Raw genomic sequence first — 18,118 nt, 5'->3', positions numbered from 1 at the left:
TGTGGAGGTGACCGGTACTAATAGGCCGAGGGCTTGTCCTCAGTTGCTCGCGTCCACTGTGTAGTTCCCAGACAACGAACGGTTGTGCTGGCTGAACAGTTCCACTAATCAATTGAATAGTGTGCTTGTTCGCTGCCCGTTCAAAACTCTGCCTCATGGCAGGGTGTCTGAAAGGGTTTCGGTGGTCATAGCGTGAGGGAAACGCCCGGTTACATTCCGAACCCGGAAGCTAAGCCTCACAGCGCCGATGGTACTGCAGGGGGGACCCTGTGGGAGAGTAGGACGCCGCCGAACAATTTTTGGAGGACCTCTGGTCCCAGCGACTCGCTGGGACCAGAGGTCCTTTTTTGTTTTTCCGAAGCGCGCCGGGTACTCGGCTGCGCGAGAATGACTGCGGTACCGATGACAGGAGTCACCATGTCCACCAACTCTCCCGACGAGCGACCGGAGCGCGATCAGCGCCGCCGGGACAGTGGTGACCGCGGCGGCTTCCGCGGGGGCCCGCGCCGCGACAACGACCGTGGCGGTTACGGCCGTCGTGACGACCGCCCCGCTCCTCGCCGCGATGACGACCGTGGCGGCTTCCGCCGTGATGACAGCCGTGGTGGCGGCGACCGTCCCCCGTTCCGCCGTGACGACAACCGGGGTGGTGGCGGTGACCGTCCGCCGTTCCGGCGTGACGACCGGCGTGATGACAGCCGTGGTGGTGGCGACCGCGGTGGGTTCCGTCGTGACGACAACCGGCGTGACGACAATCGTGGTGGCGGTGACCGTCCGCCGTTCCGGCGTGATGACAACCGTGGGGGCGGGGGCGACCGCGATCGTCCTTCCTTCCGTCGTGACGACAACCGCGGCAGTGGGGGCGGCCGGCCGCCGTTCCGGCGTGACGACCGCCCCGCTCCTCGCCGCGATGACGACCGCGGTGGCTACGGCCGTCGTGACGACCGTCCCGCCCCCCGTCGTGACGACGACCGCGGTGGGTTCCGTCGCGACGACAACCGGGGCGGTGGCGGTGACCGCCTGCCGTTCCGTCGTGACGACCGTCCCGCGCCTCGCCGCGATGACGACCGTGGTGGGTTCCGTCGTGATGACAGCCGTGGTGGCGGTGACCGTCCCCCGTTCCGTCGTGACGACCGTCCCGCGCCCCGTCGCGATGACGACCGCGGCGGGTTCCGCCGTGACGACAGCCGTGGTGGTGGCGACCGCGGAGGGTTCCGTCGTGACGACAACCGGCGTGACGACAGTCGTGGTGGCGGTGACCGTCCGCCGTTCCGGCGTGATGACAACCGTGGGGGCGGGGGCGACCGCGATCGTCCTTCCTTCCGTCGTGACGACAACCGCGGCGGTGGGGGCGGCCGGCCGCCGTTCCGGCGTGACGAGCGTTCCGGTGGTCCGGCCCGTGACGACCGGGATCGCGGTGGCTACGGCCGTCGTGACGACCGTCCCGCTCCCCGTCGCGATGACGACCGCGGTGGGTTCCGCCGTGACGACAGCCGTGGTGGCGGTGACCGTCCTTCGTTCCGTCGTGACGACCGTCCCGCGCCCCGTCGCGATGACGACCGCGGTGGGTTCCGCCGTGATGACAGCCGTGGTGGCGGTGGCGACCGCGGAGGGTTCCGCGGCCGTGACGACCGCCCCCGTGGCGGCCCGCGTCGCGACGACAGCCGTGGACGCCCCAGCGGTGGCTTCCGCGGCCGTGACGACCGCGGAGGCGACGACCGCCGTGGCGGTGGCCGTTTCCGTGACGAGCGCGACCGTGACCGCGAGCCGATCAGGCGGCTCCCGATCCCGGACGACGTCACCGGCGACGAGATCGACAAGGACGTACGGCAGGAGCTGATGAGCCTGCCGAAGGGGCTCGCGGAGGACGTGTCGCGGAACCTGGTCATGGTGGCCCGGCTCATCGACGAGGACCCCGAGGGCGCCTACGGCTACTCCAGGGTCGCGCTGCGGCTGGCGTCGCGCGTCGCCGCCGTGCGGGAGGCCGCGGGATTCGCCGCGTACGCGAGCCAGAAGTTCAGCGAGGCGCTCGCCGAGTTCCGCGCCGCCCGGCGCATGACCGGCAACGTGGACCTGTGGCCCGTCATGGCGGACTGCGAGCGTGGTCTCGGGCGTCCCGAGAAGGCGCTCGACATGGCCGGTGCCCCCGAGGTGCAGAAGCTCGACAAGGCCGGCCAGGTCGAGATGCGGCTCGTCGCGGCGGGTGCGCGGCGCGACCTGGACCAGCTCGACGCGGCCATCGTCACGCTGCAGAGCCCCGAGCTGGCCTCCAACTCCGTACAGCCCTGGACCGCGCGGCTGCGGTACGCGTACGCCGACGCGCTGCTGGCGGCCGGGCGTGAGGGCGAGGCGCGTGAGTGGTTCGCCAAGGCCGTCGAGTCCGACAAGGACGGCAGCACGGACGCCTCCGACCGGCTCGCGGAGCTGGACGGCGTCGAGTTCGTCGACGCCCTCGACGAGGACGACCGTGACGAGGCAGCCGTGGGCGAGCCCGTCGCGGACTCCGAGGTCCCGGTGGCCGACGTGGCCGATGAGGCTGCGGTGGCCGATGCGGCTGCGGAGGACGAGGAGGACACCGAGTCCCCGGAGTCCGGGAGCGACCTCGATGACGAGGTCTCCGAGGTCTCCGAGGTCTCCGACAAGGCCGACAAGGCCGAGAAGGCAGAGGACTCCGAGGGCGACGGCCGCGACGAGAGTGACCTGAAGGGCTGACGGCCCCGCGGGAAGTGAATGGGCGGGATCCCCGAGGGGGTCCCGCCCATTCGTGTCCCGGTCAGTGGGTGAGCGCGCGCAGCACCAGGCCCGAGGCCGGCTTCGGGCCGAAGGACGTCGACTTGCGGGGCATCGTGACGCCCTGGCTCGCGAGGTCGCGTACGACCTCTTCGTGGACCGGGTGCATCAGGACGGCCGTGCCGCCGTCCTGTTCGGCCTTGGCGACCGTGGCGGCCGTGTCGTGGATGTACGCGATGTGCTCCGGGACGTCCGGGATGCGCCAGACGTGGTCGAGGAGCGTGGCGTGCAGGACCGTGGCGTCGAGGGTGCGCCAGGCCTCCGGCCGGTCGGCAGGGACCGTACGGCCGAGGAGTTCGGGGGACGGGCGGTCGACGAGGTGGAAGCGTCCGTCGCCGGCGAGGAGGAACGCGTTCCCCGCGGCCTTCGCCCCGGACAGCGCCGCGAGTGCCTCGGGCAGCGGGCCGTCCACCGGTCGCACCCGGAAGTCGCCGGCGAGGGCGGCGAGGGCGTCCGCGACCGGGAGGCGGTGCAGGAGCCGGTGGATCGCGCGCACGCGCAGCGGATGGCGGGCCGTGTCGACCAGCAGCACCAGGCCGAAGTCCCAGGGGCTCGGCGAGGTGTGCTCCGCGCGTAGACGCAGGTACGTGGCCCAGCGGTGGTGGCCATCGGCGATGAGGGCCTGCCGGTGGGCGAGGTCCGTCCGGATCTCGGCGAGGTCCGCGGGGTCGGTGACGGCCCACAGGCGGTGGCGGAAGCCGTCCTCCGTGGTGGTGCGCAGCAGGGGCGGCCGTTCGGCGGTGCGCTCGATGACGGCTGTCGTGCCCGTGGCCGCGCCGTCGCCCCGGTAGGTGAGGAGCAGCGGTTCGAGGTTCGCGGTGGTGGCCCGCATGAGGGCCGCGCGGTCCGCGACGACGTGCGGCATGACGTCCTCGTGCGGCAGCACCACACCGTCCGACGGCTCCGAAAGGCGCAGCGCGCCGATGACGCCCCGTTGCAGCAGTCCGTCGCCCTGCTGCTCGTAGACGTACAGACCCGGCTCGGTGTCCGTGGTCAGGACGCCCTCCGAGAGCCACCGGTCCAGCGTGTCGGCCGCCTGTTCGTTGCGGACGCTCGCGGTGGTGGCCTGGGGCAGGATCAGCCGGACGATGTTGTGCGGGTCCGCCGACTCGAGGTGGTGCAGGCCGTCGGGGCGTACGACCACGTCGTACGGCGGGGAGGTGACGGCGGAGAGGCTGCCGACCCGGTCGGGGTCGTAGCGCAGGCCCCGGAAGGGGGCGAGTTCAAGGCCCATGCGTGCCGGTACGTCCGCGGGACCTGCAGTGTTCATTGATGCATCGTAAGTGGGCGGCCCGGGTGGGGGATGATCGGGGGAAAGGGATCGAACGAGGAGAGATGCGCAATGAGCCAGACCGTGAGGACGCGGCCCGAGGGCAGTGACCGGGCCCTGAGCGAGGCGTACGACACGGCGCTGCTCGATCTGGACGGGGTGGTGTACGCGGGCGGGAACGCCATCGCGTACGCGATCGACTCGCTCGCCGCGGCCCGTGCGGGCGGGATGCATCTCGCGTATGTCACCAACAACGCGCTGCGCACCCCAGGTGCCGTCGCGGAGCACCTCACCGAGCTGGGTACGCCGACGGAGGCGTCGGACGTCATCACCTCGGCGCAGGCCGTGGCCCGGCTGATCAGCGAGCAGGTGCCCGCGGGCGCGCGCGTGCTGGTGATCGGCGGGGAGGGGCTGCGGGTGGCGCTGCGCGAGCGCGGTCTGGAGCCCGTGGAGTCCGCCGAGGACGATCCGGTGGCCGTCGTGCAGGGATACGGCGGGCCCGATCTGCCGTGGGGGCGCTTCGCGGAGGCGTGTTACGCGATTTCGCGCGGGGTGCCGTGGTTCGCGTCCAACACGGACCTGACGATCCCCGGCGCGCGCGGTATCGCCCCGGGCAACGGCGCGGCCGTGGAGGTGGTGCGGATCGCCACCGGGGCCGAGCCGCAGGTGGCCGGCAAGCCGCTGCCGCCGATGCACCGGGAGACGGTTCTGCGGACCGGGGCGAAGCGGCCCCTGGTGGTGGGGGACCGGCTCGACACGGACATCGAGGGCGCGTTCAACGGCGAGGTGGACTCGCTGCTGGTGCTGACCGGTGTGACGGACGGGCCGCAGCTCCTGGCCGCACCGCCCGAGCACCGGCCCACCTATGTCGACACCGACCTGCGTGGGATGCTGACCGGGCAGCCCGAGGTCGTCGCGGCGGGCGAGGGCTTCCGCTGCGGTGGCTGGACGGCGACGGCGGGCGCGGAACGGCTGGAACTGGAGGGCGGTGGTGAGCCGATGGACGGGCTGCGGGCGCTGTGCGCCGCCGCCTGGACGGCGGCCGGGGACGGGTCCTGCGGACTGGACGCGGGCAAGGCGCTGGCACGGCTCGGACTCTGAGCGGGGCATCCGGGCGGGCCGGTCCGGTGCGTCTCCCCGGTCGGGGAGGCGCTCGCCCGGAAGCCGCGGCCGGCGGGTCGCGGAGGCCGTCGACGGTGAGTCGTGGGCGCCGCCCGGGGCCGGTCGCGGAGGCCGTCTGCCGGGACCCCCGCCGAGGACCGACGGGGGTCGCGGACCGCCGAACGGGCGTCCCGCGGCTCAGCGACCGGGAGTCCCGCAGGTCAACGGGTGTGCGGGAGCCGACCCGCATGCGAGGGTAGGCTAACCTAACCGGGTGTTGGTCGACAGTCCTCCTGAACCGCGCGCGGAGACCGCCCCCGCGCCCCCCGCCCGCCGTGCGGCGCGTGCCGCGGGCCTGCTCGCCTCCGTCGCCCTGCTGGCGCTCGTCGCCGTGGCGAGCATCGCGATCGGCGCGAAGGAACTGTCGCTGGAACAGGTCTGGCACGGCCTGTTCCAGGACTCGGGCATGTACGGCGACGTAGTGGTCGGCGAGCGGCTGTCGCGTACGGTCCTCGGACTGCTCGTCGGTGCCGCGCTCGGTCTGTCCGGCGCCGTCCTCCAGGCGCTCACCCGCAATCCGCTGGCCGACCCCGGGCTGCTCGGGATCAACGCGGGCGCGTCGGCGGCCGTGGTCACCGCCATCACCTTCTTCGGCGTCACCTCGCTGCGCGGCTATGTGTGGTTCGCCTTCGCGGGCGCGGCCGTCGTCGGGGCGCTCGTGTACGCGCTCGGCGGCAGCCGTGGCGCCACGCCCGTGCGGCTCGCGCTCGCCGGAACCGCCATCAGCGCGGCGCTGTACGGCTATCTCCAGGCCGTGATGATCCTCGACGAGGCCGCGCTCGGGAAGATGCGCTTCTGGACGGTCGGGTCGCTGGCCGCGGCGACGGACGCCACGATCGAGCAGGTGCTGCCGTTCCTGCTCATCGGCACGGTCCTCGCGCTGGCCCTCGCCCGTCCGCTGAACGCGATGGCCATGGGCGACGACACCGCCCGCGCGCTCGGCGCCCGTCTCGGACGCACCCGGGCGCTGTCCATGGTCGCAGCGACCCTGCTGTGCGGCGCCGCGACCGCGGCCTGCGGGCCGATCGTGTTCGTCGGGCTGATGGTCCCGCACGTCGTACGGTCCTTCACCGGGCCCGACCTGCGGTGGATCCTGCCGTACGCCACCGTGCTGTCGCCGGTGCTGCTGCTCGGCGCGGACGTGGTCGGCCGCATGGTCGCCCGGCCCGCCGAACTCCAGGTCGGCATCGTCACGGCGGTCCTCGGCGGCCCGGTGTTCATCCTTCTCGTACGACGGCGGAGGACGGCACAGCTGTGAAGACCCCCCACAACCAGGCCGAACGCGGGCCCGCTTCCGCCACCGGCCGGCCGTTCCGCGGCCGGACGGTCCGCACCGGCGCGGGACTGTCGGTGCGCGTCGACGTCCGCGCGCTCACCGTCGTGGCCCTGCTGCTCGTGGCCGCGCTGGCCGCGAGTGTCGTGCTCATCGGCACCGGCGACTTCCCCATCCCCGCCTCGGACGTCCTCAGCACCCTGCTGGGCAACGGCGACGCGGGCCAGGAGTTCATCGTCAACGAACTGCGGCTGCCGCGCGTCCTGGTGGGACTGCTGGTCGGGGCCGCGCTCGGTCTCGGCGGCGCGCTGTTCCAGGCGATCTCCCGCAACCCGCTGGGCAGCCCGGACGTCCTCGGCCTCGGGCAGGGGGCGACCGCGGGCGCGCTCGTCGTCATCGTGCTCTTCTCCGGGGACGCGGCGGCCGTCACCTCCGGGGCGCTGGCCGGCGGCCTGGTCACCGGGTTCGCCATCTACGCGCTCGCGTGGAAGCGCGGCGTGCACGGCTACCGGCTGGTCCTGGTCGGGATCGGCGTCTCGGCGGTCGTCACGGCGGTCAACGGCTACCTGATCACCAAGGCGGACTTCGTCGACGCGGCCCGCGCGGTCGTCTGGATGACCGGCTCGCTCAACGGCCGCGGCTGGGAGCAGGTCTGGCCGCTGCTGTGCCTGTCCGCCGTCCTCGTGCCGCTCGTCCTCGGCAACGCCCGCGAGCTGCGCATGCTGGAGATGGGCGACGACACCGCGTACGCGCTCGGCGTACGGGTCGAGAGGACCCGGCTCCTGCTGATGGCCGCCGCGGTGCTGCTCACCGCCACGGCCACGGCGGCCGCCGGACCGGTCGGCTTCGTCGCGCTGACCGCGCCCCAGCTCGCCCGGCGGCTGACCCGCTCGCCGGGCCCCAACCTGGTGCCCGCGATGTGCATGGGCGCCACCCTGCTGGTCGTCGCGGACTGGGCCTCGCAGCGGGCCTTCGGCGCCGACCAGCTGCCCGTCGGCGCCGTGACCGGGGTGCTCGGCGGTGTCTACCTGCTGGGACTCCTGGTCACCGAGCGCAGGGCGGGCCGGATATGAGGGCCGGCGGGACGACACGTACGGGCGCCGGCGACGGGCCGCACACCAACACCCGGAGGAGCACTGTGAACCGCCTGTCCGCCGAGGACGTCACCCTCGCCTACGACCAGCGCGTCATCGCCGAGCAGTTGTCGGTGGAGATACCGGACAACTCCTTCACGGTGATCGTCGGTCCGAACGCCTGCGGCAAGTCCACCCTGCTGCGCGCGCTGTCCCGGATGCTCAGGCCGAGCAGTGGCCGGGTGCTGCTGGACGGGCAGGTCATCCAGTCGATGCCCGCGAAGAAGGTGGCGCGGACCCTCGGGCTGCTGCCCCAGTCCTCGATCGCGCCGGACGGGATCACCGTCGGCGACCTCGTGGGACGCGGCCGCTACCCGCACCAGGGGCTGCTGCGCCAGTGGTCCTCCGAGGACGAGCGGATCGTCCGCGAGTCGATGGCCTCGACCGGGGTCGCCGAACTCGCCGACCGGCTCGTCGACGAACTCTCCGGCGGGCAGCGCCAGCGCGTGTGGATCGCCATGGCGCTCGCCCAGCAGACCCCGCTGCTGCTCCTGGACGAGCCGACCACGTACCTCGACATCCAGCACCAGATCGACGTGCTCGACCTGTGCGCCGAACTCCACGAGGAGCAGGGCCGCACCCTGGTCGCGGTGCTGCACGACCTCAACCACGCGGCCCGGTACGCCACCCATCTGATCGCCCTGCGCGACGGGTCGGTCGTCGCCGAGGGCGCGCCGCGCGACATCGTCACGGCCGGTCTGGTCGAGGAGGTCTTCGGGCTGCGCTGCCAGGTCATCGAGGACCCGGAGACGGGTACTCCGCTGGTGGTGCCCGCCGCGCGGAGGGCGCGTACCGGTTCCGGGATCGCCGCCGCCACCGCCACCGCGGGCGTCGGCAAGGACTAGCGGGGCCGGGCGGGCCGGCACGGGGTGCGCCCGCGTCAGAGCAGCTTTCTGAGGCGGACCAGGTCCCGCAGGCCCGCTTCGAGCCTGACCCGGCCCGAGCCCCATGCCTTCGCGAAGTTCAGCTCGCCGCCGACCATCGCGACCAGGTCGTCGCCGGTCATCGCCAGTCTGATCTGGGCCTTCTCGGCAGGCGGCCCCTCGACCGTGTCCAGCACCTGGATCCGGCCGTCCCTGAGACGGCCGACGAAGGTGATGTCCAGGTCCGTGACACGGCAGCTCAGCGACCGGTCCAGGGCCGCCGCGTCGTGCACGTCGCCGCCGGCGCCCGCCATGTTGTCCGAGAGTGTGTCGAGCGCGCTGCGGCACTCCTCGATCGTCGCCATCGTGATCGACGGTACCCCAGCGCTTCGCGGTAGCGTCGGGGCATGAGCGACTCCATGACCGGACCGGAGGCTGAGCCCTTCGGCACGGTGCCCGACGCGGCGGCGGAGGCCGCCGCCCAGGCGGACGGCCCGACCGCCGGGGCGGCCCCCGCGGTGGCCGGGGCCCTGCCCGAACCCGACCCGGCGGCCCCGGCGCCGCTGCACGTGGTGCGCGCGCCCACGGGCGACGCCGACGTCGACGTCCTGCTCGACCGGCTGGCCGACGCAGACCACCTGGCCACGGACGGACACGTGGAGGTGTACGAGGATGTGCACAGGGGGCTGCGCGACGCGCTCACCGCGCTCGACGCCCAGCCGGGACCTCCGGTGCCCCTTCCGTCCCACAGCAACAGCAACAGGAGCTGAACCGAACGTGGCAGGAGTGGCACGACGCCGCCTCGACGCCGAGCTGGTCCGGCGCAAGCTCGCCCGCTCGCGCGAGCACGCCGGACAACTGATCGCCGCCGGGCGGGTCTCCGTCGGCAAGACCCTCGCGACCAAACCCGCCACCCAGGTGGAGACGGCCGCCGCCATCGTGGTCGCCACGGACGACGACGATCCCGACTACGTCTCGCGCGGGGGCCACAAACTCGCCGGGGCGCTGGCCGCCTTCGTACCGCTCGGCCTGGAGGTCGGGGGACGGCGGGCCCTGGACGCCGGCGCGTCCACCGGCGGCTTCACCGATGTGCTGCTGCGCGCGGGCGCCTCGCACGTCGTCGCCGTGGACGTCGGTTACGGACAACTCGCCTGGTCTCTCCGAAGTGATGAACGCGTCACCGTCAAGGACCGTACGAACGTACGCGAGTTGACGTTGGAGGCGATCGATGGGAAGCCGGTGGATCTTGTGGTCGGTGACTTGTCCTTCATTCCGCTCGGCCTGGTGCTGCCCGCCCTCGTGCGGTGCGCGGCGCCCGGAGCCGACCTGGTGATGATGGTCAAGCCGCAGTTCGAGGTGGGCAGGGAGCGGCTCGGGAGCGGCGGGGTCGTCCGCAGCCCGGAGCTGCGGGCGGACGCCGTGCGCGGGGTGGCACGGCAGGCGGGGGAGCTTGGACTCGGGGTGAAGGGCGTGACGGCCAGTCCGCTGCCCGGGCCCTCCGGGAATGTCGAGTACTTTCTGTGGCTGCGTGCCGGGGCACCCGCACTGGACCCGGCCGACGTTGACCGTGCAGTGGCGGAGGGGCCGCGTTGACACAGACCCGAGCTCGTACTGTTTTCCTGCTCGCGCACACCGGACGGCCCGCGGCCATCCGCAGCGCGGAACTCGTCGTCGAGGGGCTACTGCGCTCCGGTCTCGGTGTACGGGTCCTGGCGGCGGAGGCGGCGGACCTGCCGCTGCCGCCCACGGTGGAGCTCGTCGACGAGGCCACTCCCGAGTGCCTCGACGGGTGCGAGCTGCTCATCGTCCTCGGCGGTGACGGGACGCTGCTGCGGGGCGCCGAGTTCGCCCGGGCCTCCGGCGTGCCGATGCTCGGCGTCAACCTCGGGCGCGTCGGCTTCCTCGCGGAGGCCGAGCGCGACGACCTCGACAAGGTCGTCGACCGGGTGGTGACGAGGGCGTACGAGGTCGAGGAGCGGATGACCGTCGACGTCGTCGTGCACAGCAACGGCGACGTCGTGCACACGGACTGGGCGCTCAACGAGGCCGCCGTGCAGAAGGTCTCCGCCGAGAAGCTCCTGGAGGTCGTCCTGGAGATCGACGGGCGGCCCGTGACCGGCTTCGGCTGCGACGGCATCGTCTGCGCGACGCCCACCGGATCGACGGCGTACGCGTTCTCCGCGGGCGGACCCGTGGTGTGGCCGGAGGTCGAGGCGCTGCTCATGGTGCCGATCAGCGCGCACGCCCTGTTCGCCAAGCCGCTGGTGACCTCGCCGAACTCGGTGCTCGCGGTCGAGGTGCTGCCGCACATCCCGCCCGGGGTCCTGTGGTGCGACGGCCGGCGCACGATCGAGCTGCCGCCGGGCGCCCGGGTCGAGGTCCGCCGGGGGACCGTCCCCGTACGGCTGGCCCGGCTGCACCACGCGTCGTTCACCGACCGGCTCGTGGCCAAGTTCGCGCTTCCGGTGGCGGGCTGGCGGGGCGCCCCGAACTGAGGGGGACCCGAGGGGGCCTGAACGGGCCTGTCGGGACCTGCGGAGAAGCGAGGAGCGGGGCCGGCGGCGGCCCGTCACTACCGGGGCCGTCCCGCGCAGTCCGCGCGGGGCGGCCTTCGCGCGTGCCCCGTCAACCGAGCGGCCCGGGCCACCCCCTCGGCCCGGGGCGCGGGGACCGGGGGCTCACCCGGCCCGCCTCCTCCCGTAAGGCGGTCCGGGCCGGGGCACCCGCACCGCCGGGCGGGGCGGACAACGGGCACCAGAGGGCCCAAGCCGGGCATTCCGGGCGCCCTGTGGGCTTCCCGGGCACGGCCCGGACCACCTCGGGCCGCCGCGTGTTCGCCCGGTGACTGGGGCGGCGTCGCGCCGGGCGGGAGAAACCTCGTATGGTCATGTCCGTGTTGGAGGAGATGCGGATACGGTCGCTCGGAGTCATCGACGACGCGGTTGTCGAGCTGTCACCCGGCTTCACCGCCGTGACCGGCGAGACCGGCGCGGGCAAGACGATGGTGGTCACCAGCCTGGGCCTGCTGCTGGGCGGACGCGCCGACCCGGCGCTCGTACGGATCGGCGCCAAGAACGCCGTCGTGGAGGGCCGCATCGCCGTGCCCGCCGGGGCCTCGGCGATCGTCCGGGCCGAGGAGGCGGGCGCCGAACTCGACGACGGGACGCTGCTCATCAGCCGTACCGTTTCCGCCGAGGGCCGCTCGCGGGCCCACCTGGGCGGACGGTCGGTGCCCGTGGGGCTGCTCGCGGAGCTGGCCGACGACCTGGTGGCCGTGCACGGCCAGACCGACCAGCAGGGGCTGCTCAAGCTGTCCCGGCAGCGGCAGGCGCTCGACCGGTACGCGGGAGACGCCGTCGCCGTGCCGCTCGCCAAGTACGCGGGCGCGTACCGGCGGCTGCGCGCCGTCTCGACCGAGCTGGACGAGATCACCACGCGTGCGCGGGAGCGGGCCCAGGAGGCCGACCTGCTGCGCTTCGGCCTGGACGAGATCGCGGCGGTGGAGCCCCGGGCGGGTGAGGACGTCGAACTCGCCGCCGAGGCGGAGCGGCTCGGGCACGCGGAGGCCCTCGCGTCCGCGGCCACGGCCGCCCACGCCGCCCTCGCGGGCAATCCGGAGGACCCGGAGGGCATCGACGCCGCCACGCTCGTCGCGGGCGCGCACCGGGCCCTGGAGGCCGTGCGGTCCCACGACGCGGCCCTCGGGACGCTGGCCGGCCGCATCGGGGAGATCGGGATCCTGCTCGGTGACGTGGCGGGCGAGCTGGCCGGCTACGCCGACGACCTCGACGCGGACCCGCTGCGGCTCGCGGCCGTCGAGGAGCGGCGCGCCGCGCTGACGGCGCTGACCCGGAAGTACGGCCAGGACGTCGGCACCGTACTGACCTGGGCCGAGCAGTCGGCGGCCCGGCTGCTGGAACTGGACGGCGACGACGACCGGATCGGCGACCTCACCGCCGAGCGGGACGCGCTGCGGGCCGAACTGGGCGGGCTGGCGCAGGCGCTGACGGACGCCCGTACGGAGGCCGCCGAGCGGTTCGCCGCGGCGGTGACCGCCGAGCTGGCCTCGCTGGCCATGCCCCACGCGCGCGTGTCGTTCGAGATCCGGCAGACCGAGGACGCCGAGGGTGTCGAGGTGGGCGGCCGTCCGGTCGCCTACGGGCCCGCGGGCGCCGACGAGGTCGAGCTGCTGCTCGCCCCGCACCCGGGCGCGCCGGCGCGGCCCATCGCCAAGGGGGCGTCGGGCGGTGAGCTGTCCCGTGTGATGCTCGCGGTGGAGGTCGTCTTCGCGGGCACGGACCCCGTGCCCACGTACCTGTTCGACGAGGTCGACGCCGGCGTCGGCGGCAAGGCGGCGGTGGAGATCGGCCGGCGGCTCGCGAAGCTCGCGAAGAGCGCGCAGGTCGTCGTCGTGACCCACCTGCCCCAAGTGGCGGCCTTCGCGGACCGGCAGCTCCTGGTGGAGAAGACGAACGACGGCACGGTCACCCGGTCCGGCGTGAAGGTCCTGGAGGGCGAGGAGCGCGTCCGCGAGCTCTCCCGGATGCTGGCCGGCCAGGAGGACTCGGAGACGGCCCGGGCCCACGCGGAGGAGCTGCTGGCCACGGCCAGGGCGGACGGCTGAACGGTCGGCCCGCCCGGCGGGAGCGGTCCGGCCGATCCGGCCGCCGGTCCACGCGAGCGGTCGGCCTGCCCGGCGGGTCGGCCGACGCGAGCCGTCCGGCCGTCCCGGTGGGTCGGGCGACCCGGTTGGTCCGGCGACGCGGGCGGTCCGCCGACCCGGGTCGCCGTGCTCCGGCACCGCCGCCGTCGTCGTGGCGGCCGGTCCCGCGGGGCGGCCCGCAGACGCGAACGGCGTGCTGTGCGCGGCCGCGTGCGGCGACGGCCCGAGCAGGTCCGCCCCGCTGGTGGGCGGGCGGCGGCGAAGGGCCGGCCGGGGCGGGAATCCGGCGTGCGGGCGGGCGCTCGGCGGCACCCGCGGGCGTGCACAGGGGGCTTGCGCCGTGAGGCGCACGCCCCTCGGTGGTTCCGGGCATCGCAGGACGCCCCGCACCCGCGCGCGGGCGCCCGCATCCCCGGCCGCGCACCGCTCACGCGGTGGTCGGCAACCCCCTCGCGCCCTGGCATGCTTGAAGAAGGGCGACGAGCGTTACACCCCCACCGCGCGTTCGTTCTGTACGTTCTTCGTGACCGCCCGACGCCGAACCAGGAGCCCCGGCCACGTGAGCCACGTGAGCAGCCACTCACCGCACGGACAGGCGCCGCTGCGCACTGTCCAAGTGCTCGGCGGCGGCAGCGCGGGCAGCAGCGCCCACGTCCGCTCGCTGACGTCGGGGCTGGTCGCCCGCGGGGTGCGGGTCACCGTGTGCGCTCCCCACGAGGCCGACCGGGCCTACGACTTCACCGGTGTGGGCGCCGACCACGTGCCCGTGCCCAGGAGCAACGACCCGTCCTCGGTCGCCCTGCTGCGGGCGGCCTGCGCCGACGCCGACCTCGTCCACGCGCACGGACTGCACGCCGCGCTCAGGGCGGCGCTCGCGCTCGGCGGCCGGCGCGTTCCGTTCGTCGTCACCTGGCACACCCGCCCGTACGCCGAGGGCGCCCGGGCCCAGGTGCTGCGGCTGCTGGAACGACGGGTGGCCAAGGCGGCGTCCGTGGTCCTCGGCCCCTCGTCCGACCTCGTGGACCGGGCCCGCAGCAGGGGAGCACGGGACGCGCGGCTCGCCGCGGTGGCGCTGCCCGCGCCCCGCCCGCCGCTCGCCGGGAGCGAGGAGGCCGAGAGGCTCCGGCCCAAGGCGCGCGCCGAACTCGGCGCGATCGACCGCCCGTTGCTCGTGGCCGTCGGCGCCCTGGAGCGCCGCCGGGGGTACGGCACGCTGCTGGACGCCACGCGCGCGTGGTGCCGCCTCGACCCGGTCCCGCTGCTCGTGATCGCCGGAGAGGGCCCCCTGCGCGCGGAACTCCAGCGGCGCGTCGAGACCGAGGAGCTTCCCGTACGGCTCGTCGGCCGCCGTGACGACGTCGGCGACCTGCTCGCCGCCGCCGACCTGGCCCTGCTGCCGGGCAGCCGCGAGTCGCGCTCCGTGCTCGCCCAGGAGGCACTGCACGCGCGCGTGCCGCTCGTCGCCGCGGACACCGCGGGCGTGGCCGAACTCGTCGGCGACGCGGCCGAACTCGTCCCGTACGCGGACTCCAGGGCGCTCGCCGCGGCCGTCACGGGTCTGCTCGCCGACCCGGGGCGGCGCGAGCTGCTGAGGGACAGGGGGACGCGTCAGGCGGCCACCTGGCCCACGGAGGACGAGACCGTCGCCCAGGTCCTCAGCGTGTACGACGAACTCACCAGGCCCGTACCGCTCGCCTAGCGGTCGGCCGGGCCCGGTGGGGGGCGCTCAGGGTACGAGCCGCCTGGCCCGCAGCGCGAGGCTCAACGCCAGCACCGTCTGCGGGTCGTCCAGGTCGGTGCCGAGCAACTCCCCGATCCTCGCGAGCCGGTTGTAGAGGGTCTGCCGGTTGAGGTGCAGCTCGCGTGCCGTCTCCGCCTTGCGGCCGGCGTGCGCCAGATACGTCTCCAGCGTGGGCAGCAGCGGCGGCTTCGAACGGTGGTCGTGGTCGCGCAGCGGGCCGATCGCGCGGTCGACGAACGCCGCCAGGTCCGGGTGCTCGCGCAGCCGCCACAGCAGCAGGTCGATGTCGAGGCGGCGCGCGTCGTACCAGAGGCGGTCGGACAGGCCCTGGGCGGCCGTTGCGGCCTCGGCCGCGTGCCGCAGCCCCGCGGAGGCGGCCGCCCAACCGCCCGCCACCCCCACCACCACGACCGGCGGCTGCGCTCCGGGCCGCACCATGCCCGCCCGCTCGGCGCCCGTCCGCAGCGCGGTCGCGACACGGTCGGCCACCGCAGCACGCTCCGACTCCGCGCGCAGGCCCAGGAGCAGCGGCACGCGGCCCTCCACGGGGCGTACGCCCAGCAGGACCGGCACCCCGACCGAGGCCAACTCCTCGCCGACCGCGCGGGCCAGCACGGCCCAGTTGCCGCCGCTCGCCGCGGCCCCGTCGGGGGAGGGGCCGTCGGCGAGCCGCATGACCACCGGGAGCAGCGGGCTGCGGCCGGGCTTGAAGCCGAGCACCCGGGCCTGCGCGGGAGCGTCCGCGGCCGTGACGCGGCCCTCCGCGAGATCGGTCAGGAAGTCCCCGCGGCCGCGCGCAGCGAGCTCCTCCTCCTGGCGGGCCTGCATCAGGACCACGGCCAGCACCGCCGCCGCCCGCTCGGCCGCGATCCGGTGCACGGGCGCGAGGGGGGCGTTGACGGGCAGCAGGACGAGCCTGGCCCGCACCGACCCCGGGCCGGGACCGCCGCCGGGCACGTCGACCAGGACCGAACCGGCGGGCGGTTCGTCCTGGTGCTGGGCGCGCAGCCCCTCCCACACCTGGAGCGGATCGGCGTTCGCCGGACCGGTGCCGGCCGCGTACAGGAGCTGTCCGTCCGCCGTCTCCAGGAACACCGGGTTGCCGCTGAAGTCCGCCAGGATGCCGAGGACCTGCGGGATGCCGCCCCCGCCGAGCAGGGCCTGCGTGCAGCGCCTGTGGACCTCCTCGGCCCGCTGGAGCAGGGCGTAGTGGCCGTTCACGATCTCGGTGTGGATCTCCTCGGTGACCGTCACGAACGGCACCTCGCGGTGGAGCTGGACCAGCGGCAGACCTGCCGTTCGCGCGGTCTCCACGAGTGCCGCGGGCAACCGGGTGAAACGCGGCCCCAGTTCGACGACGAGGGCCGCGATGCCGCGCTCCGCGAGGGTGCGCACGAACGCGCGCTGGTCGGCGGGGCGGGTGCCGAGCCCGTACCCCGTGGTCAGCAGCAGCTCGCCGCCCTTCAGCAGCGAGGCGATGTTCGGCACCTCGCCCGCGTGCACCCAGCGCACGGTGCGCCCCAGCCGGTCGGCGCCCGCCAGGATCTCCGGCAGGCCGCCGCGCAGTCCGGGCAGCTCCAGGGCCCGCTGCACGGTGATTCCGCCACCCTGGGTGTCCGGCGTGTCGATACGGCTGTCCATGGGTCGGACGCTACCCGGTCCGGGGCCCCGTGCCGCGATCCGGCGGGCGGGCCCGGGGCCCGCCCGGCCCTCCCGGGTCGTCGCCGTCCGGCCGTCCGTCCCGTGAGGCCCATGAGGCCAGTCAGGCCTGTAGGCCCGTGCGGCCCGGGCTGCGCGGCGGCGGTCCTACGCGGGAGCGATGTTGTGGTTGAAGCGGAACACGTTGTCCGGGTCGTACCGTGCCTTCACCTCGGCCAGCCGCCGGGTGTGCTCGGGCCCCAGGCCGGCCTCCACCCGGTCCCGGCCCTCGTCGCCGACGAAGTTGAGGTAGACCGCCCCGGTGCTCCACGGCCGGACGTCGGCGCGGACGTCCCGCACCCACCGGACGCACCGCTCGTCGTCCGCCGGGTCCTCCCACATCCCGAAGGGGTGGGCGGCCCAGGGCGCGTCCCGGTACGGCACCGGATACCCGGCGGGGCCGTCGGCGACCGCGCCACCCAGCGGGAACAGCACGTGCTGGGTGAGCGTGGGCACGGGCATGGTCAGCGCCCTGGAGCTGAAGACGTCCACGAGCTCGTCGGGCAGACCCGTCAGGTACTCCGCCGACCAGTGGTTGCGCAGGCCCGGCGGGTCGTCGTTCATGCGCTGGAGCTCCGCGTACGGGATCGCGGTGACGACCTCGGCCTCGTGCGGCAGCGCCAGCAGCGGCTCCGCGGTCCGGCGCAGCTCGTCCTCGGAGCCCGCGTACGTCAGGAGGGCGCCGCACACGAGCGTGCCGACCAGGCGCTCCGGTACGAACTCCTCGGCCGGCCCGGTCATGTACAGGACTCCGCCGCCCGCCTCGACCGGTGCCGACTCCATGATCCCGCGGAACACCCTGATCGCCCCGGGCCCGTCCTCGGGCCGGAACAGCAGCAGGGCGAAGGCCATCGAGGGCAGTTCGTGGAGCCGGAGGGTCAGCGAGGTCGCGACGCCGAAGTTGCCGCCGCCGCCGTGCAGGGCCCAGAACAGCTCCGGGTTCTCCCGCTCGCTCGCGTGCACGGCCGAACCGTCGGCGGTCACCAGGTCGACGTCGAGCAGGTTGTCGACAGCGAGCCCGAACTTCCTCTCCAGCCAGCCGCTCCCGCCGCCCAGGACGAACCCGCCGACCCCCGTGGTCGACACCCGCCCTCCGGTCGTCGCGAGGTGGTGGGGCTCGGTGGCGCGGTCCAGATGGCCCATCGTCGCGCCGCCCCCGACCCGTGCGGACGCCTCTTCCGGACGGACCGTCACCGCGTGCATCCGGCGCAGGTCGACGACCAGACCGCCGTCGTTGAGGGCCATGCCCGCCACGCTGTGCCCGCCGCCGCGGACCGCGATCGGCAGGTCGAGGTCGCGGGCGAACCGCACCGCCCGTACGACGTCGTCGCCGTCCGCGCACTGCGCGACCACGGCCGGACGCCGGTCGATCATCCCGTTGTAGACCGTCCGCGCCCCGTCGTACCCCGGGTCCCCCGGAGCGAAGACCTCGCCGGTGAGGTCCTCGCGCAACGCGGTCAGCGCCGCGCCCGCCTTCGAGAGGGAAGCCATGGCCGCCCCTTCCGGACAGGGGGCAGGTGGACCCT

14 protein-coding genes, 1 rRNA gene and 1 pseudogene are annotated in these 18,118 nt (G+C 74.4%); 12 read left to right on the top strand and 4 right to left on the bottom strand.

The window, feature by feature from the left end; genetic code table 11:
- Positions 1-177 precede the first annotated feature (177 nt).
- The 3 genes and pseudogenes from rrf to IE265_RS08700 all read left to right on the top strand — a co-directional run bounded on the left by rrf (position 178) and on the right by IE265_RS08700 (position 2,712).
- A 5S ribosomal RNA gene (rrf, locus tag IE265_RS08710) occupies positions 178-294 on the top strand.
- Between the two features lie 588 nt (positions 295-882).
- A pseudogene (locus tag IE265_RS39460) lies at positions 883-1,641 on the top strand (DEAD/DEAH box helicase); the annotation flags it as partial.
- Positions 1,642-1,839: 198 nt separating this feature from the next.
- On the top strand, positions 1,840-2,712 hold the full coding sequence (locus tag IE265_RS08700) for a tetratricopeptide repeat protein (protein WP_229916098.1): 873 nt from the start codon (positions 1,840-1,842) through the stop codon (positions 2,710-2,712).
- A gap of 61 nt (positions 2,713-2,773) precedes the next feature.
- On the opposite strand, the gene IE265_RS08695 is transcribed toward IE265_RS08700, so the two are convergent.
- On the bottom strand, positions 2,774-4,060 hold the full coding sequence (locus tag IE265_RS08695; protein WP_190034797.1) for a DUF1015 domain-containing protein: 1,287 nt from the start codon (positions 4,058-4,060) through the stop codon (positions 2,774-2,776).
- Positions 4,061-4,132: 72 nt separating this feature from the next.
- On the opposite strand from IE265_RS08695, the gene IE265_RS08690 reads away from it, so the two are divergent.
- The 4 genes from IE265_RS08690 to IE265_RS08675 all read left to right on the top strand — a co-directional run bounded on the left by IE265_RS08690 (position 4,133) and on the right by IE265_RS08675 (position 8,472).
- Entirely contained in the window at positions 4,133-5,161 is a 1,029-nt protein-coding gene (locus tag IE265_RS08690) for an HAD hydrolase-like protein (protein ID WP_190034796.1), read from the top strand.
- Between the two features lie 274 nt (positions 5,162-5,435).
- Positions 5,436-6,479 carry a FecCD family ABC transporter permease gene (locus tag IE265_RS08685; protein ID WP_190034795.1) on the top strand — a complete coding sequence of 348 codons (1,044 nt, stop codon included), beginning with the start codon at positions 5,436-5,438 and terminating at the stop codon, positions 6,477-6,479.
- Positions 6,476-7,567 carry a FecCD family ABC transporter permease gene (locus tag IE265_RS08680; protein ID WP_190034794.1) on the top strand — a complete coding sequence of 364 codons (1,092 nt, stop codon included), beginning with the start codon at positions 6,476-6,478 and terminating at the stop codon, positions 7,565-7,567. The genes IE265_RS08685 and IE265_RS08680 overlap by 4 nt, the downstream gene beginning before the upstream one ends.
- The gene (locus tag IE265_RS08675; protein WP_190034793.1) at positions 7,564-8,472 is read left to right on the top strand and encodes an ABC transporter ATP-binding protein; all 909 of its coding nucleotides are present in this window, start codon (positions 7,564-7,566) and stop codon (positions 8,470-8,472) included. The genes IE265_RS08680 and IE265_RS08675 overlap by 4 nt, the downstream gene beginning before the upstream one ends.
- 35 nt (positions 8,473-8,507) lie before the next feature.
- Here the strand turns inward: IE265_RS08675 and IE265_RS08670 are convergent, their stop codons facing one another.
- Positions 8,508-8,855: an SCP2 sterol-binding domain-containing protein gene (locus IE265_RS08670; RefSeq protein WP_190034792.1), complete on the bottom strand. Its 348-nt coding sequence runs from the start codon at positions 8,853-8,855 to the stop codon at positions 8,508-8,510.
- 42 nt (positions 8,856-8,897) lie between these two features.
- Here IE265_RS08670 and IE265_RS08665 point away from each other — a divergent pair, with 42 nt between their 5' ends.
- The 5 genes from IE265_RS08665 (at position 8,898) to IE265_RS08645 (ending at position 14,852) form a co-directional block, all read left to right on the top strand.
- Positions 8,898-9,260 carry a hypothetical protein gene (locus tag IE265_RS08665; RefSeq protein WP_190034791.1) on the top strand — a complete coding sequence of 121 codons (363 nt, stop codon included), beginning with the start codon at positions 8,898-8,900 and terminating at the stop codon, positions 9,258-9,260.
- A gap of 7 nt (positions 9,261-9,267) precedes the next feature.
- Positions 9,268-10,083 (top strand): TlyA family RNA methyltransferase, encoded by an 816-nt coding sequence (locus IE265_RS08660; protein ID WP_190034790.1) that lies wholly within the window; start codon positions 9,268-9,270, stop codon positions 10,081-10,083.
- A complete protein-coding gene (locus tag IE265_RS08655) occupies positions 10,080-10,985 on the top strand; it encodes an NAD kinase (RefSeq protein WP_190034789.1) in 906 nt (301 codons plus the stop codon). The genes IE265_RS08660 and IE265_RS08655 overlap by 4 nt, the downstream gene beginning before the upstream one ends.
- Positions 10,986-11,371: 386 nt before the next feature.
- Entirely contained in the window at positions 11,372-13,114 is a 1,743-nt protein-coding gene (gene recN / locus IE265_RS08650; protein WP_190034788.1) for a DNA repair protein RecN, read from the top strand.
- 598 nt (positions 13,115-13,712) lie between these two features.
- Entirely contained in the window at positions 13,713-14,852 is a 1,140-nt protein-coding gene (locus tag IE265_RS08645; protein ID WP_190034787.1) for a glycosyltransferase family 4 protein, read from the top strand.
- 27 nt (positions 14,853-14,879) lie between these two features.
- Here IE265_RS08645 and IE265_RS08640 read toward each other — a convergent pair whose 3' ends face one another.
- Both IE265_RS08640 and IE265_RS08635 read right to left on the bottom strand, forming a co-directional pair.
- Entirely contained in the window at positions 14,880-16,535 is a 1,656-nt protein-coding gene (locus IE265_RS08640) for a PucR family transcriptional regulator (RefSeq protein ID WP_190034786.1), read from the bottom strand.
- A 165-nt stretch (positions 16,536-16,700) separates the two neighbouring features.
- Positions 16,701-18,083 (bottom strand): FAD-binding oxidoreductase, encoded by a 1,383-nt coding sequence (locus IE265_RS08635; protein WP_190034785.1) that lies wholly within the window; start codon positions 18,081-18,083, stop codon positions 16,701-16,703.
- Positions 18,084-18,118 lie beyond the last annotated feature (35 nt).

Origin of the sequence: Streptomyces fructofermentans (assembly GCF_014651055.1) — a bacterium.
Taxonomy (GTDB): domain Bacteria; phylum Actinomycetota; class Actinomycetes; order Streptomycetales; family Streptomycetaceae; genus Streptomyces; species Streptomyces fructofermentans.
Note: the sequence above shows the minus strand (reverse complement) of the source record. Positions and strands in the feature narration are given on the sequence as shown.

Excerpts from the sequence above, each read along its gene's own strand:
- IE265_RS08700 (WP_229916098.1), top strand. The coding sequence starts at position 1,840 with ATGAGCCTGCCGAAGGGGCTCGCGGAGGACGTGTCGCGGAACCTGGTC.
- IE265_RS08695 (WP_190034797.1), bottom strand. The coding sequence starts at position 4,060 with ATGAACACTGCAGGTCCCGCGGACGTACCGGCACGCATGGGCCTTGAA.
- IE265_RS08690 (WP_190034796.1), top strand. The coding sequence starts at position 4,133 with ATGAGCCAGACCGTGAGGACGCGGCCCGAGGGCAGTGACCGGGCCCTG.
- IE265_RS08675 (WP_190034793.1), top strand. The coding sequence starts at position 7,564 with ATGAGGGCCGGCGGGACGACACGTACGGGCGCCGGCGACGGGCCGCAC.
- IE265_RS08670 (WP_190034792.1), bottom strand. The coding sequence starts at position 8,855 with ATGGCGACGATCGAGGAGTGCCGCAGCGCGCTCGACACACTCTCGGAC.
- IE265_RS08665 (WP_190034791.1), top strand. The coding sequence starts at position 8,898 with ATGAGCGACTCCATGACCGGACCGGAGGCTGAGCCCTTCGGCACGGTG.
- recN (WP_190034788.1), top strand. The coding sequence starts at position 11,372 with ATGGTCATGTCCGTGTTGGAGGAGATGCGGATACGGTCGCTCGGAGTC.
- IE265_RS08640 (WP_190034786.1), bottom strand. The coding sequence starts at position 16,535 with ATGGACAGCCGTATCGACACGCCGGACACCCAGGGTGGCGGAATCACC.
- IE265_RS08635 (WP_190034785.1), bottom strand. The coding sequence starts at position 18,083 with ATGGCTTCCCTCTCGAAGGCGGGCGCGGCGCTGACCGCGTTGCGCGAG.